Source organism: Paracoccus sp. BR5-17, assembly GCF_055693925.1.
In genome coordinates, this window is sequence record NZ_JBVFUV010000003.1 from 1,281,386 (window position 1) to 1,293,834 (window position 12,449).

Below are 12,449 nucleotides of genomic sequence, written 5' to 3' on the forward strand. Positions count from 1 at the left end.
CGCAGGCCCACCCGGAATCGGCCCATTTGTTGCGCTAAGTCCTTGACGACTAGCAATCGAATCTTGGAAAGTCAACATGACTGCCCTATCAAGCCGGCATCAAGGAGAGAGCTTCATGGTCGAGACGCTTCGCGTTCATGCCCTGATGGGCGAGGATCTGCTGTTTCTGACCGACGAGCAGATCCGGCGCGGGATCGAGGCGATGTTCTTTGCCTATCGCGCCTTCACCGCCGATCCCGACATGATCCTGGCCGGGATGAACTACGGGCGCGCCCATCACCGGGCGCTGCATTTCATCAACCGCGACCCTGGCCTGACGGTGACGGCGCTTCTGGCGGTGCTGGGGGTGACCAAGCAATCGCTGAACCGCGTTCTGCGCACCCTGATCGAGGACGGACTGGTGGAAAACCGCGTCGGCCGCCGCGACCGCCGCGAGCGCCATCTCTACCTGACCGAGGAAGGCGCCGCGCTGGAACGCCGCCTGTCCGAGGCGCAGCGGGCGCGGATGCGCCAGGCCTATCGCGCCGCCGGTCCGCAGGCGGTGGCGGGCTTTCGTCAGGTGCTGGAAGCGATGATGGACCCCGAGACGCGGGCGCAGTATCAGTCTATGAAGGATCTGCCCGAATAAAGGCTGCGCCGTGAGCCAGACTGACGCCCATCTGCTGATCGTCGACGACGACGAACGCATCCGCGCGCTGCTGGGCCGGTTCCTGCGCAGGAACGGCTTTCTGGTGACGCTGGCCCGCGACGCGGCGCAGGCCCGGCGGCTGCTGGCAGGGCTGGACTTCGACCTGATCGTTCTGGACGTGATGATGCCGGGCGAGGACGGTTTCGCCCTGACCCGGTCCCTGCGCGAGACGCTGGCCACGCCGATCCTGCTGCTGACCGCCCGCGGCGAAACCGAGGATCGCATCACCGGCCTGGAAGTCGGCGCCGACGACTATCTGCCCAAGCCCTTCGAGCCGCGCGAACTGCTGCTGCGCATCAACGCCATCCTGCGCCGCGTCCCCGCCCCCGAGATGCGCCAGCCCAAGTTCCTGACGCTGGGCGCGCTGCGCTATGACATCGACAAGGGCGAATTGTGGCAGGGCGACAGCCACCTGCGCCTGACCGGCACCGAACAGGCGCTGCTGCGCCGGCTGGCCGCCAGCAAGGGCGAACCTGTCAGCCGCGCCGACCTGATCGAGGATCTCGGCCGCGGGGGCGGCGACGAAACCGAGAACTCGGAACGCGCCATCGACGTGCAGATCACCCGGTTGCGCCGCAAGATCGAACCCGACCCGCGCGAGCCGCGCTTTCTGCAGACCGTGCGCGGGACGGGATACATGCTGGTCGTGGACTAGGCATGGAACGGCTGATCTATCACGGCATCGACCTGGACGCCGAAACCGCCCTGGCGCTTCTGGAATGGCAGGCCGAGATGGGCGTGGACGAGGCCGTGGGCGACGCCCCCCTGGACCGCTTCGCCCTGCCGGCCCAGGCGCCGCAGCCGCCCCAGCAGGCGGCCCCGGCGCCCCCCGCCGCGCCGGCCCTGGCGCTGGAGGGTGGCGACGACGAGGATCTGCTCCGCCGCGTCGCTCAGGCCGAGGCGCTGGCGGCGGCCTCGGCCACGCTGGACGATCTGGCCGCGACGCAGGAGGGCTTCGACGGGATCGAGCTGAAGAAGGGCGCGCGCAACTTCTGCTTTGCCGATGGCCATGCCAAGGCCCGCGTGCTGATCCTGGGCGAGGCGCCGGGCGACGAGGAGGACCGGCAGGGCCGTCCCTTCGTGGGGCGCGCGGGTCAGTTGCTGGACCGGATGTTCGACGCCATCGGCCTGTCGCGCCGCGCGGTCGATGCGGAACGCGCGCTCTACATCACCAATGTCCTGACCTGGCGCCCGCCGGGCAACCGCGACCCCCAGCCCGACGAGATCGCCGTCAGCCTGCCCTTCGTGCGCCGCCACATCGACCTGGTGGCGCCGGAGGTGGTCGTCCTGATGGGCAACATGGCCTGCGAGGCCGCCATCGGCCGGCGCGGCATCCTGCGCCTGCGCGGCAGCTGGACCCAGGCCTTCGGCCGTCCCGCCCTGCCGATGACGCATCCGGCCTATCTGCTGCGCAACCCCGCCGCCAAGCGCGAGGCTTGGGCCGATCTTCTGTCGCTGTCGGCGCGGCTGGGGAACTAGCCCGCGCAGCCCCGCATTTCGACCGCCGCGCCGCCCTCGTCGATGAGGGTGAACACCAGCCGGTCCTGCGGCAGCGCGAAGGGCGCGGCCTCGGGCGGGACGAAGTCGGCGGACATGACCGTGACCCCGGCCCGGGTCGTCAGCTCCGTCCCCGAAATCCAGACGTCGCTGCCGGCCAGCTCCATCGCCGCCAGGGTCACCGGGCGGGGCAGGGTGGCGGTGACGCGCATCCCGTCCGCTATGGGTTCCAGGCGGCAGGCCGGGCGGTCGCCGGCGCGACGCGGCACCCGGTCCATCGCCGCCAGGATCGCCGGATCGGGTTCGGCCGCCGCGCCGTCGGCCTGCAGCGCCACATGGGCGGGAACGCAGATGTCCTTGCACAGGCCGAAATCCACCGTCACAGCCAGATCGACCGGACGGGCCGGATCGGCGGGACGGGCGGTGAAGGGCAGGATCAGCCGGTCGTGATAGCCAAGCGCCAGCCCGTCCTGGGACGGGATTGCCTGGGGGGCGGGCCAGTGAAGGTCAAGCCCCGCAAGGTTGGCCGATGCCGACCAGTCGAACCGGGGCGGCAGCCCGCTGTCGCCGGGATTGCGCCAGTAGGTCTTCCAGCCGGGCTCCAGCCGGAACTCGAGGGCGGCGACCCGACTTCCGTCAGGCAGGGTCCAGCCCGGCAGAAGGCGCGCCTCGACCAGTCCGGGGGCCGGGCTTTCGGCGGCCGAGGGCAGGGCGGCAAGGCACAGGAAGGCGAAAGGCAGGACGGATCGGGTCATGGGTCATGGGTAGCGGCGATCGGCGGCGGGATGAAGTCACGATTGCGCGCAGGTCTTGCAACCCGGCGGCCAAGAGCCGATCTTGAAGCGGAAGGAGAGCAGATGACCAGTTCCGGCACCCAAGGCATCCGTTTCGGCGGCGTTCCGCCCGCCGAGGACCGAACCAACCTGACAGGCAAGATCCTGATCGCCATGCCTGGCATGGCCGATCCGCGATTCGAGCGTTCGGTGGTCCTGATCTGCGCGCATACCGATGAAGGCGCGATGGGGCTGGTCCTGAACCGCCCCCTTCCCGACATCGACTTCGGCGATCTTCTGGAACAACTCGGCATCTCCAGCGACGGGGCCGCGCGGCGGATCGAGGTGCGCTTCGGCGGCCCGGTCGAGCCGGGGCGCGGCTTCGTGCTGCACAATGTCCCCGAACACGGCGACGATCCCGAAGGCCGCCTGCGGATCGGCCGGACCCTGGCGATGACCACCACCCGCGACATCCTCGAGGATCTGGCCCACGGCCAGGGCCCCGCCTCGGCGGTTCTGGCGCTTGGCTATGCGGGCTGGGGGCCGGGGCAACTGGAACACGAGATGCTGCACAACGGCTGGCTGACGGGTGACGGCGCCGAGGATCTGATCTTCAGCACCGCCCATGCCGACAAGTGGCAGACCGCGCTGCGCGCCCAGGGCATCGACCCGTCGCTGCTGTCGGCGGCGGCGGGCCATGCCTGATCTGCCCGCGCTTATTCGGCGGCGCGGGTGGTCTTGGGAAGGACCCAGTTCGGACGCGGGAAGTGGCAGGTATAGCCGTTCGGGTAGCGTTCCAGGTAATCCTGATGCTCGGGCTCGGCCTCCCAGAACTCGCCCACCGGCTCGACTTCGGTGACGACCCTGCCGGGCCATAGCCCCGAGGCATTGACATCGGCGATGGTATCCTCGGCCACGCGCCGCTGATCGTCGTTCACGTAGTAGATCGCCGACCGGTAGCTGGGGCCGATGTCGTTGCCCTGCCGGTTCGGCGTCGTGGGGTCGTGGATCTGGAAGAACACCTCGAGCAGGCGGCGATAGGTGATGATGCTGGGATCGAAGATGATCTCGATCGCCTCGGCATGGTTGCCGTGATTGCGATAGGTGGCGTTGGGGAAATCGTCGCCGCTATAGCCCACCCGCGTCGTGATGACGCCCGGCAGGCGGCGGATCAGATCCTGCATTCCCCAGAAGCAGCCGCCCGCAAGAACCGCCCGTTCGCTCATTGCGCGGCCTCCTCGACCTGGGACAGGTAGGCCCCGTAGCCTTCGGCTTCCATCCGGTCCTTGGGCACGAAGCGCAGCGCGGCCGAATTGATGCAATAGCGCAGCCCGCCCGCCTCGCGCGGGCCGTCGGGGAAGACGTGGCCCAGATGGCTGTCGCCGTGCTTCGAGCGGACCTCGACCCGGACCATGCCGTGCGACAGGTCGCGATGTTCGGTCACGTTTCCGTCGATGGGCTTGGTGAAGGCGGGCCAGCCGCAGCCCGAATCGTATTTCGTCGAGGATGCGAACAGCGGCTCGCCCGATACCACGTCCACATAGATGCCGGGTTCGAAATGGTGGTCGTATTCGCCGGTAAAGGGGCGTTCGGTGCCGCTTTGCTGGGTGACGCGATACTGCTCGGGCGTCAGCCGCGCCAGGGCGTCGGCGGTCTTCTCATAGGCCATGCTTGTCCTCCGCTGGTCCTTTTCGTGGTCCTTTTTGCAGGCTTCATATGGGAACGCGGCGCCGATCCGCAAAGGCTCAGCCGCAGATTGCCGCCCGGGCCGCCGCGTATTCCTCGGCCAGCCGGTCGATCCGGGTGGCGGCGGGCACGATGTCGCGCACCGCGCCGATACCCTGGCCGGACCCCCAGATCTCGCTCCAGGCCTTGACCTTCGGGCCGCCGCTGCCGAAGTTCATCGCCGAGGGATCGGACCCTTCCAGACGGTCGGGATCCAGCCCCGCGGCGCGGATCGACGGCCCCAGGTAGTTCCCCGAGATGCCCGTGAAGCGTGTCGAGGTGACGATGTCCATGGCGCCGCTTTCGACGATCATCCGCTTGTATTCGGGCTGGGCGTTCGCTTCCCGGGTGGCGATGAAGGGGCTGCCGATATAGGCCAGATCGGCTCCCATGACCTGCGCCGCCAGAACCGCCCGGCCGGTGGCGATGGCGCCCGACAGCAGCAGCGGGCCGTCGAACCAGTCGCGGATCTCCTGGATCAGGGCGAAGGGCGATTGCGGCCCGGCATGGCCGCCCGCGCCCGCCGCCACGGCGATCAGGCCGTCGGCGCCCTTCTCGATGGCCTTGCGGGCGAAGACATTGTTGATGACGTCGTGCAGCGCGATGCCGCCGCAGTCGTGGGCGGCCTGGTTGACCTCGACCCGCGCGCCCAGGCTGGTGATCCAGATCGGCACGCGGTGGCGGTGGCAGATCTCGATGTCGCGGTCCAGCCGGGCATTGCTGCGGTGGACGATCTGGTTGACGGCGAAGGGCGCCGCCGGCCGGTCGGGGTTGGCCTGGTTGTGACGGTCCAGTTCCTCGCGGATGCGGGTCAGCCAGGCGTCCAGCAGGGGCGGCTCGCCCTCGGCCTCGCGGGCGTTCAGGGCGGGAAAGCTGCCGACGATGCCCGCCTTGCATTGCGCGATCACCAGATCCGGCCCCGAGACGATGAACATGGGCGAGGCGACCACAGGGATGCGCAGGGTCTGCAGGATTGCGGGCAGCATGATGTCCTCCGTTTGCGGCACGATGGCGCGGCGGGCGGGGTAGGGCAACCTTGACGCGGCGGAATAACTCACGCGGCAGTGAACCCATCGCGGGGCTGAGGGGTTGACGGACTAGCTTTGTCGCAAGGAAGAACGCGCGCCGATGCAGCCGCTTGCCCGAAATGCCCCGATCCTGACCCCGGAGTCGGCCCTGTTCCTGGACTTCGACGGATGCCTGGTCGAGATCGCGCCCCGCCCCGACGCGGTGGTGATCCCGGCCGGTCTGCCGTCCCGTCTGGCGCGGCTGCATGACCGGCTTGGCGGGGCGGTGGCGCTGATCTCGGGGCGGGACGTGGCCGACCTACGGGCCTTTCTGCCGGACTTTCCGGGCGCGATCGCGGGCAGCCACGGCGCCGAACTGGCGATCGGCGGGCAGCGGATCCAGACGACCCACGACGTCGAGGTGGACATCGCCGCGCTGCACGAGGCGGCGGCAGGCGCCGTTGCCGCCCATCCCGCCATCCTGGTCGAGCGCAAGCCCCATGGCGTCGCGCTGCATTACCGCGCCGATCCGGCGCTGCGCCCGGTGGTCGAGACTGTGATGCAGCACCTGGCCGAGACGCATCCGGGCATGGTCCTGCAACCCGCCAAGATGGCGGTCGAACTGCGGCCGGGGGGCACCGGGAAGGACGCGGCGCTGGACCGGCTGATGGCGCGAAGCCCCTTTGCCGGCCGCGTTCCGGTCTATGCCGGCGACGACCTGACGGACGAGGCGGCAATGGCCCGCGCACAGGCGCTGGGCGGGCACGGCATCAAGATCGGCGAGGGCGAGACCGTGGCGCGGACGCGGCTGGCCGATCCCGCTGCCCTGGCCCGCTGGCTGGACGATGCTTTGGAAAGGCTGAACTGATGTCACGACTTGTCGCCATCTCGAACCGCATCCCCCTGGGCGACAACCCCTCGGGGGGCTCGTCGTCGCGCTCGAGGATGCGCTGAGCCGGTCGGGGGGCTGTGGATCGGCTTTTCCGGCGACACGGTCGAGCAGCCCGCCGAGGAGCTGGCCTTCCACGAAGGCGCGGCCTTCCTGCGCGCCTCCTTCGATCTGACGGCGCAGGATCACGACGATTATTACCTGGGCTATTCCAATTCGGTCCTCTGGCCCGTCTGCCACGGCCGCGCCGACCTGATCCGCATCCTGCCCGAATATCTGGACGGATACCGCCGGGTGAACGAACGCATCGCCCGGCTGATCGTCCCGCATCTGCGCCCCGACGACCGGATCTGGGTTCAGGATTACCAGCTGTTTCCGCTGGCGCAGGAACTGCGCAAGCTGGGCGTGAAAGGGCTGATCGGGCATTTCCTGCACATCCCCTTCCCCGGTCCCACCGACTGCGCGACGCTTCCCAACCCGGACGAGCTGTTCGCCTGGCTGTCCCATTACGACCTGCTGGGCTTCCAGGCGCAGCGCGACCTTGACCATTTCGCGACAAGTGCCCGCAGCCTGTGCGACTTCGATCAGGTGTCCGATACCGAGTTCCGCCTTGCGGGCCGCAGCGTCCGGGCGGGGGTCTTCCCTATCGGCATCGACGCCCAGGCCTTCATCACCCTGGCCCAGAGCGCCCGGGACGAGGACAAGATGCGCACCCTGACCGGGTCGCAGTCGATGATCGGCGTGGACCGGCTGGATTATTCCAAGGGCATCCCGCAGCGGTTCCGGGCCTTCCAGTATCTTCTGGAAAACGACCCCTCGCTGACGGAACGGGTGATGCTGCTGCAGATCGCCCCGCCGACGCGCGAATCCGTGGACGCCTATCAGCAGATCCGCGAGGAAACCGAACATCTGGCCGGCCGCATCAACGGCCAGTTCGCCACGGTGAACTGGACCCCGATCCGCTTCATCCACCGCCCGATCCCCCGCAACGAACTGGCGGGCCTTTACCGCCAGTCGCGGGTGGGACTGGTCACCCCGCTGGCAGACGGCATGAACCTGGTGGCCAAGGAATACGTCGCGGCCCAGGATCCCGCCGATCCCGGCGTCCTGATCCTGTCGCGCTTCGCCGGCGCGGCCGAGGCGATGACCGAGGCCCTTATCATCAACCCCCACGACCCCAACGAGCTTGCCCAGGCCATGCAGCAGGCCATCACCATGCCGCTTGAGGAACGCCAGGAACGCCACGCCGCCCTGCTGCGCGGCGTGGTCGAGCATGACGTTGAATGGTGGTCGGCGGCCTATCTGGCGGCACTGGATCAGGCGCGCGCCTAGGCCCTGGTCGTGGGGCGCCGCGGGCTCAGGATCCGTCCCGCCCCGACCGCGCGCGGACCCGCGCGATGCGCGCGGCCATGGCCCGGGCCTTCCGGCGGTGATAGCGCCGCACCAGCGGGATCGTCAGGTAATAGGTGATGATCGCCGCCACCAAGCCCAGGACCGCGCCCCCCGCCGCATAGGGCAGGAAGATCTCGTGCCAGAACTCGGAAAGCCCGCTCCAGCTGGTGGGGCCGGGGCCGACGGCGGACATGACGTTGTGCCAGGTCTCGGCCGTGGCATGGGCGAATTCCCGGAAGATGACCTGGGGCGACATGTCGCCCGGCAGTCCCAGGATGGTCCGTCCCAGCCCGACCGAGGCAAGCGCGATGAAGGGCGTGGTCAGCGGGTTGCCGGCGAAGGTGCCCACGAAGGCCGCCAGCACATTCCCCCGGATCGCCAGCGACACCAGCGCCGCGACGATGAAGTGAAAGCCGTGAAGCGGCGTGAAGGACAGGAACACCCCCGCGGCCATGCCCCGGGCGATGCGGTGGGGCTGGTCGGGCAGGCGGCGCAGGCGGTACCACAGATAGGTGGTGGACCGGCGGAAGCCGCCCGGCGGATAGATCAGTTCGCTTGCCAGTTGCCCGTAGCTGCGCGGCTTGCTGCGCTTGAACACGGTCTGCTTCCCCCAGTCCAGGCGGCGCCCGATCAGGGCTTCTTGGCGATGTCGCGGATCCGGGCAACCTGCGCAACGTCGCTTTCCGCCTCGAGCGCGGTCAGAAGGTTGTGCAGATGTTCCTGGTCGCGCAGCTCGATCTCGACCTCGATGCGATAGAAATCGGGCTTGCGGTCCTTGAATTCAAGGTTCGAGATATTCGCCCCCTGCGCGCCGATCAGGCTGCAGATGCGGCCCAGCACGCCGGCATCGTGGCGGATCGTCAGCGACAGCATGGTGGAATAGGCCGCCGGGTGGCGCCCTGCGCGCCATTGCACATCGACCCAGCGATCGGGGCTGTCCTCGAATTCGGCCAGAACCGGGCAGTCGATGGCGTGGATCACCACCCCCTTGCCGCGATAGGTGATGCCGACGATCCGTTCGCCGGGCAGCGGATCGCAGCAACGGGCGCGCTTGAAGTCGGCATCGGCCTCGACCCCGGCGAAGGGGCGGGTGCTGTCGATCTCGTCCTGCTGGACCCCCAGATGCGGATAAAGGACCTCAAGCACCTCGGTGGCCGAGGTTTCGGCGCTGCCGATCCGGGCCAGCAACTCGTCGCTGTCGGCAAGGCCCATCTGCCTGGCGGCGGTGCGCAGCGCCTTGTCGGTCACCTTGCGGCCGACATGTTCGAAGCTGACGCGCACCAGCTCGCGGCCCAGGCGGATGAAACGGTCGCGATCCTCCTCGCGCAGGGACCGGCGGATGGCGGACTTGGCGCGGCCGGTGGCGACGATGTCCAGCCAGGTCGATTGCGGGCGCTGCCCCGAGGCGGCGATGATGTCCACCGCCTGCCCGTTCTTGAGCCGCGTCCACAGGGGCACGCGGATGCCGTCCACCTTGGCGCCCACGCAGGAATTGCCCAGCCGGGTATGGATGGCATAGGCGAAGTCGATCGGCGTGGCGCCCTTGGGCAACTGGATCACGTCGCCCTTGGGCGTGAAGCAGAACACCTGGTCCTGGTACATCTCGAGCTTGACGGCCTCGAGGAACTCGTTGTGGTCCTCGCCCTCCAGGCGGTCGGTGAGGCTGTCGATCCATTCGGCCGGATTGACGGCGAACGGGTTCTTGGTCCTGACCCCGTCGCGATAGGCCCAGTGCGCGGCCACGCCCGCCTCGGCCACCTCGTGCATCTGGCGGGTGCGGATCTGCACCTCGACCCGCTTGCCGTCGCGCCCCGAGACGGTGGTGTGGATCGACCGGTAGCCGTTGGACTTGGGCTGGCTGATATAGTCCTTGAACCGCCCCGGCACCGCCCGCCAGCGCTGGTGGATCACCCCCAGCGCGCGATAGCAGTCCATTTCGGACCGGGTGATGATGCGAAAGCCGTAGATGTCGGACAGCCGGGAAAAGGCAAGCTGCTTTTCCTGCATCTTGCGCCAGACCGAGAAGGGCTTCTTGGCGCGGCCGAACACGTCGGCCTCGATCCCCTCGCGTTCCAGTTCGGTGCGGATGTCGGCGGTGATCTGGCCGATGATGTCGCCGCTGTCGCGCTGCAGGCTGACGAAGCGGCGGATGATGGAATTGCGCGCCTCGGGGTTGATGACCTTGAAGGCAAGGTCCTCGAGCTCCTCGCGCATCCATTGCATCCCCATGCGCCCGGCCAGGGGCGCGAAGATGTCCATGGTCTCGCGTGCCTTCTTGACCTGCTTCTCGGGGCGCATGGACCTGATGGTGCGCATGTTGTGCAGCCGGTCAGCCAGCTTGACCAGGATCACCCGCAGGTCGCGCGACATGGCCATGAACAGCTTGCGGAAGTTCTCGGCCTGCTTGGACTGGGCCGAGGACAGTTCCAGGTTGGTCAGCTTGGTGACGCCATCGACCAGTTCGGCGATCTCGGCCCCGAACATCCTGGCCAAGTCGTCCTTGGTGGACCGCGTGTCCTCGACCGTGTCGTGCAGCAGGGCGGTGACGATGGTGGCGTCGTCCAGCCGCATTTCCGTCAGGATCGCGGCGACCGCGATGGGGTGGGTGAAATAGGGTTCGCCGGAATGGCGGAACTGCCCTTCGTGCATCCGCATCCCGTATTCGTAGGCATCGCGGATCAGGGCGGCGTTGCTGCGCGGGTTGTAGTTGCGGACAAGCGCGATCAGGTCTTCGACGTCGATCATTTCCTGGCCGAAGACCTTTATCCCGTATCCTATCGCTGGTTCGCTTCCAGCATCATCCGCAGCATCCGTTCCTCGGATTCCTCGTCGGCGGGCCGGGGACGGTCCACTTCGGCGCCCAGCAGCAGCGCCATCGCGTCCTCCTCGGGCTCGTCAACCTCGATCTGCGTCTGCGTGGCCTCGATCATGCGTTCGCGCAGGTCGTCCACGGGCTGCGTTTCCTCGGCGATCTCGCGCAGGGCGACGACCGGGTTCTTGTCGTTGTCGCGGTCCACGGTGGGCTGGCTGCCGGCCGTGATTTCTCGGGCCCGATGCGCGGCCAGCATCACCAGATCAAAGCGGTTCGGGACCTTGTCGACGCAGTCTTCAACCGTTACGCGGGCCATGTCTCACCTGTGCAGTTGCGAATCGGAAATCCGGGGCGAAACCGAGGTTGTGACCATCGCGGCCGAAAATGTCAAGGCCAGGCCAGCCCGCCGCCCAAGGGCAGCGGTGTCATGCCCGTAAGGGCTTCCTCGCCAAGCGCTGCCAGCATCTGCGACACCGTCCGGTCCGTCAAGGGGTGGCGCCAGCCCGGCGCGATTTCCGCCAGCGGCGCCAGCACGAAGGCGCGGTCCTGCATCCGCGGATGGGGCAGGATCAGCCGGTCGGGGGCCAGAATCCGCTGGCTGGCGCCGTCCAGCCCGATCCAGCGGCGCAGCGTCGCGGCATCGGGCAGGATCAGGTCGGCCAAGGCCACCAGATCCAGATCCAGCACCCGCGCGGACCAGCGGCCGGTGCTGCGGTCGCGGCCGAAGCGCGCCTCGATCGCGTGCAGGCGGTCCAGCAGGTCGGGCGCGGCCAGACCGGTGCGGATCAGCGCGGCGGCATTGGCATAGTCCGGGCCGGATCCCGCCGGGACCGCGGGGGTGCGCCAGATGCGGCTGATCGCGGGTATTGAAATGCCCGGTTCGTCATGCAGAATGCCCAGGGCTTCGCGAAGGGACTGCCCGGGATCGCCTGCGGCGGATGGCAGGTTCGATCCCAGGGAAACGATACCGAAAGACAAGTTCTCCATGGCATCCGTCCGGTTTACGAAGTCCAGCGTCGGGGACGCATGTGCAAGGCTGCGGGCCCGTCGGGCCGCCGCGCAGTTCCATTGAAGGCAAGGACCATGTTTTACAAGGACGATCGCCTGGCGATCTTCATCGATGGAGCCAATCTCTATGCCTCGGCAAAGGCCTTGGGGTTCGACATCGACTACAAGCTGCTGCGGCAGGAGTTCGACCGCCGCGGCAAGCTGATGCGCGCCTACTACTACACCGCCCTGATGGACGGCGAGGACTACTCGCCGATTCGCCCGCTGGTGGACTGGCTGCACTACAACGGCTATTGCGTGGTGACGAAGCCCGCCAAGGAATACACCGACGCCTTGGGCCGCCGGAAGGTCAAGGGCAACATGGACATCGAACTGACCATCGACGCCATGCAGCTTGCCCCCCGGCTGGATCACGCGGTGCTGTTTTCGGGCGACGGCGACTTCAAGCCGCTGATCGAGGCGCTGCAGCGCCAGGGCGTGCGGGTCTCGGTGGTGTCCACCATCCGCAGCCAGCCGCCGATGATCGCCGACGACCTGCGCCGTCAGGCCGACAACTTCATCGAACTGGACGCGCTGCGCGACATCGTCGGCCGCCCGCCGCGTGAACAGCAGCCCGCGTCCGACGCGTGAGGCAAGGCGCGAGGCGCCCTGGGGGCGC

15 protein-coding genes are annotated in these 12,449 nt (G+C 68.2%); 7 read left to right on the top strand and 8 right to left on the bottom strand.

The annotated features are described in order from the left end of the window. Nucleotides 1-115: 115 nt before the first annotated feature. Genes ACZ1HC_RS07810 through ACZ1HC_RS07820 form a run of 3 tightly spaced genes read left to right on the top strand, consistent with a single transcriptional unit; the run spans nucleotide 116 to nucleotide 2,167 of the window. Nucleotides 116-628 carry a MarR family winged helix-turn-helix transcriptional regulator gene (locus ACZ1HC_RS07810; protein WP_472699480.1) on the top strand — a complete coding sequence of 171 codons (513 nt, stop codon included), beginning with the start codon at nucleotides 116-118 and terminating at the stop codon, nucleotides 626-628. Nucleotides 629-638: 10 nt separating this feature from the next. Beyond that, nucleotides 639-1,343, top strand: coding sequence for a response regulator (locus ACZ1HC_RS07815; RefSeq protein WP_472699481.1), 705 nt, complete (start codon nucleotides 639-641; stop codon nucleotides 1,341-1,343). 2 nt (nucleotides 1,344-1,345) lie between these two features. Further along, nucleotides 1,346-2,167, top strand: a complete 822-nt coding sequence (locus tag ACZ1HC_RS07820) for a uracil-DNA glycosylase (protein ID WP_472699482.1) — start codon at nucleotides 1,346-1,348, stop codon at nucleotides 2,165-2,167. Here ACZ1HC_RS07820 and ACZ1HC_RS07825 read toward each other — a convergent pair. Beyond that, on the bottom strand, nucleotides 2,164-2,940 hold the full coding sequence (locus ACZ1HC_RS07825; protein ID WP_472699483.1) for a protein-disulfide reductase DsbD domain-containing protein: 777 nt from the start codon (nucleotides 2,938-2,940) through the stop codon (nucleotides 2,164-2,166). The genes ACZ1HC_RS07820 and ACZ1HC_RS07825 overlap by 4 nt on opposite strands. 102 nt (nucleotides 2,941-3,042) lie before the next feature. Between ACZ1HC_RS07825 and ACZ1HC_RS07830 the strand changes: the two genes are divergently transcribed. Further along, nucleotides 3,043-3,663, top strand: coding sequence for a YqgE/AlgH family protein (locus ACZ1HC_RS07830; RefSeq protein ID WP_472699484.1), 621 nt, complete (start codon nucleotides 3,043-3,045; stop codon nucleotides 3,661-3,663). Nucleotides 3,664-3,674: 11 nt separating this feature from the next. Here ACZ1HC_RS07830 and msrA read toward each other — a convergent pair whose 3' ends face one another. From msrA to ACZ1HC_RS07845, 3 genes are all read right to left on the bottom strand, one after another. Then, the gene (msrA, locus tag ACZ1HC_RS07835; RefSeq protein WP_472699485.1) at nucleotides 3,675-4,184 is read right to left on the bottom strand and encodes a peptide-methionine (S)-S-oxide reductase MsrA; all 510 of its coding nucleotides are present in this window, start codon (nucleotides 4,182-4,184) and stop codon (nucleotides 3,675-3,677) included. Beyond that, a complete protein-coding gene (gene msrB / locus ACZ1HC_RS07840) occupies nucleotides 4,181-4,627 on the bottom strand; it encodes a peptide-methionine (R)-S-oxide reductase MsrB (protein ID WP_472699486.1) in 447 nt (148 codons plus the stop codon). Before msrB ends, msrA begins: the two co-directional genes overlap by 4 nt. A gap of 76 nt (nucleotides 4,628-4,703) precedes the next feature. Next, complete coding sequence (locus ACZ1HC_RS07845) at nucleotides 4,704-5,669, bottom strand: NAD(P)H-dependent flavin oxidoreductase (protein ID WP_472699487.1); 966 nt, start codon at nucleotides 5,667-5,669, stop codon at nucleotides 4,704-4,706. Between the two features lie 142 nt (nucleotides 5,670-5,811). Between ACZ1HC_RS07845 and otsB the strand changes: the two genes are divergently transcribed. Together otsB and ACZ1HC_RS07855 are read left to right on the top strand one after the other, a co-directional pair. Then, entirely contained in the window at nucleotides 5,812-6,558 is a 747-nt protein-coding gene (gene otsB / locus ACZ1HC_RS07850; RefSeq protein WP_472699488.1) for a trehalose-phosphatase, read from the top strand. Between the two features lie 9 nt (nucleotides 6,559-6,567). Then, nucleotides 6,568-7,911, top strand: coding sequence for an alpha,alpha-trehalose-phosphate synthase (UDP-forming) (locus tag ACZ1HC_RS07855; RefSeq protein WP_472699489.1), 1,344 nt, complete (start codon nucleotides 6,568-6,570; stop codon nucleotides 7,909-7,911). A 25-nt stretch (nucleotides 7,912-7,936) separates the two neighbouring features. Here ACZ1HC_RS07855 and ACZ1HC_RS07860 read toward each other — a convergent pair whose 3' ends face one another. From ACZ1HC_RS07860 to folK, 4 genes are all read right to left on the bottom strand, one after another. Continuing rightward, on the bottom strand, nucleotides 7,937-8,569 hold the full coding sequence (locus tag ACZ1HC_RS07860) for a DUF2062 domain-containing protein (RefSeq protein WP_472699490.1): 633 nt from the start codon (nucleotides 8,567-8,569) through the stop codon (nucleotides 7,937-7,939). A gap of 32 nt (nucleotides 8,570-8,601) precedes the next feature. After that, a complete protein-coding gene (locus ACZ1HC_RS07865) occupies nucleotides 8,602-10,716 on the bottom strand; it encodes a RelA/SpoT family protein (protein ID WP_472699491.1) in 2,115 nt (704 codons plus the stop codon). Between the two features lie 29 nt (nucleotides 10,717-10,745). Next, nucleotides 10,746-11,099 (bottom strand): DNA-directed RNA polymerase subunit omega, encoded by a 354-nt coding sequence (rpoZ, locus tag ACZ1HC_RS07870; protein WP_472699492.1) that lies wholly within the window; start codon nucleotides 11,097-11,099, stop codon nucleotides 10,746-10,748. Nucleotides 11,100-11,170: 71 nt separating this feature from the next. Then, on the bottom strand, nucleotides 11,171-11,770 hold the full coding sequence (gene folK, locus ACZ1HC_RS07875; protein WP_472699493.1) for a 2-amino-4-hydroxy-6-hydroxymethyldihydropteridine diphosphokinase: 600 nt from the start codon (nucleotides 11,768-11,770) through the stop codon (nucleotides 11,171-11,173). Between the two features lie 96 nt (nucleotides 11,771-11,866). Between folK and ACZ1HC_RS07880 the strand changes: the two genes are divergently transcribed. Further along, nucleotides 11,867-12,421, top strand: a complete 555-nt coding sequence (locus ACZ1HC_RS07880; RefSeq protein WP_472699494.1) for a LabA-like NYN domain-containing protein — start codon at nucleotides 11,867-11,869, stop codon at nucleotides 12,419-12,421. Nucleotides 12,422-12,449 lie beyond the last annotated feature (28 nt).

What these genes read in the sequence shown, in the direction of transcription:
- ACZ1HC_RS07830 (WP_472699484.1), top strand. Translation starts at nt 3,043, where the DNA reads ATGACCAGTTCCGGCACCCAAGGCATCCGTTTCGGCGGCGTTCCGCCC.
- ACZ1HC_RS07820 (WP_472699482.1), top strand. Translation starts at nt 1,346, where the DNA reads ATGGAACGGCTGATCTATCACGGCATCGACCTGGACGCCGAAACCGCC.
- msrA (WP_472699485.1), bottom strand. Translation starts at nt 4,184, where the DNA reads ATGAGCGAACGGGCGGTTCTTGCGGGCGGCTGCTTCTGGGGAATGCAG.
- ACZ1HC_RS07865 (WP_472699491.1), bottom strand. Translation starts at nt 10,716, where the DNA reads ATGATCGACGTCGAAGACCTGATCGCGCTTGTCCGCAACTACAACCCG.
- ACZ1HC_RS07825 (WP_472699483.1), bottom strand. Translation starts at nt 2,940, where the DNA reads ATGACCCGATCCGTCCTGCCTTTCGCCTTCCTGTGCCTTGCCGCCCTG.
- ACZ1HC_RS07880 (WP_472699494.1), top strand. Translation starts at nt 11,867, where the DNA reads ATGTTTTACAAGGACGATCGCCTGGCGATCTTCATCGATGGAGCCAAT.
- otsB (WP_472699488.1), top strand. Translation starts at nt 5,812, where the DNA reads ATGCAGCCGCTTGCCCGAAATGCCCCGATCCTGACCCCGGAGTCGGCC.
- msrB (WP_472699486.1), bottom strand. Translation starts at nt 4,627, where the DNA reads ATGGCCTATGAGAAGACCGCCGACGCCCTGGCGCGGCTGACGCCCGAG.
- folK (WP_472699493.1), bottom strand. Translation starts at nt 11,770, where the DNA reads ATGGAGAACTTGTCTTTCGGTATCGTTTCCCTGGGATCGAACCTGCCA.
- rpoZ (WP_472699492.1), bottom strand. Translation starts at nt 11,099, where the DNA reads ATGGCCCGCGTAACGGTTGAAGACTGCGTCGACAAGGTCCCGAACCGC.
- ACZ1HC_RS07810 (WP_472699480.1), top strand. Translation starts at nt 116, where the DNA reads ATGGTCGAGACGCTTCGCGTTCATGCCCTGATGGGCGAGGATCTGCTG.
- ACZ1HC_RS07845 (WP_472699487.1), bottom strand. Translation starts at nt 5,669, where the DNA reads ATGCTGCCCGCAATCCTGCAGACCCTGCGCATCCCTGTGGTCGCCTCG.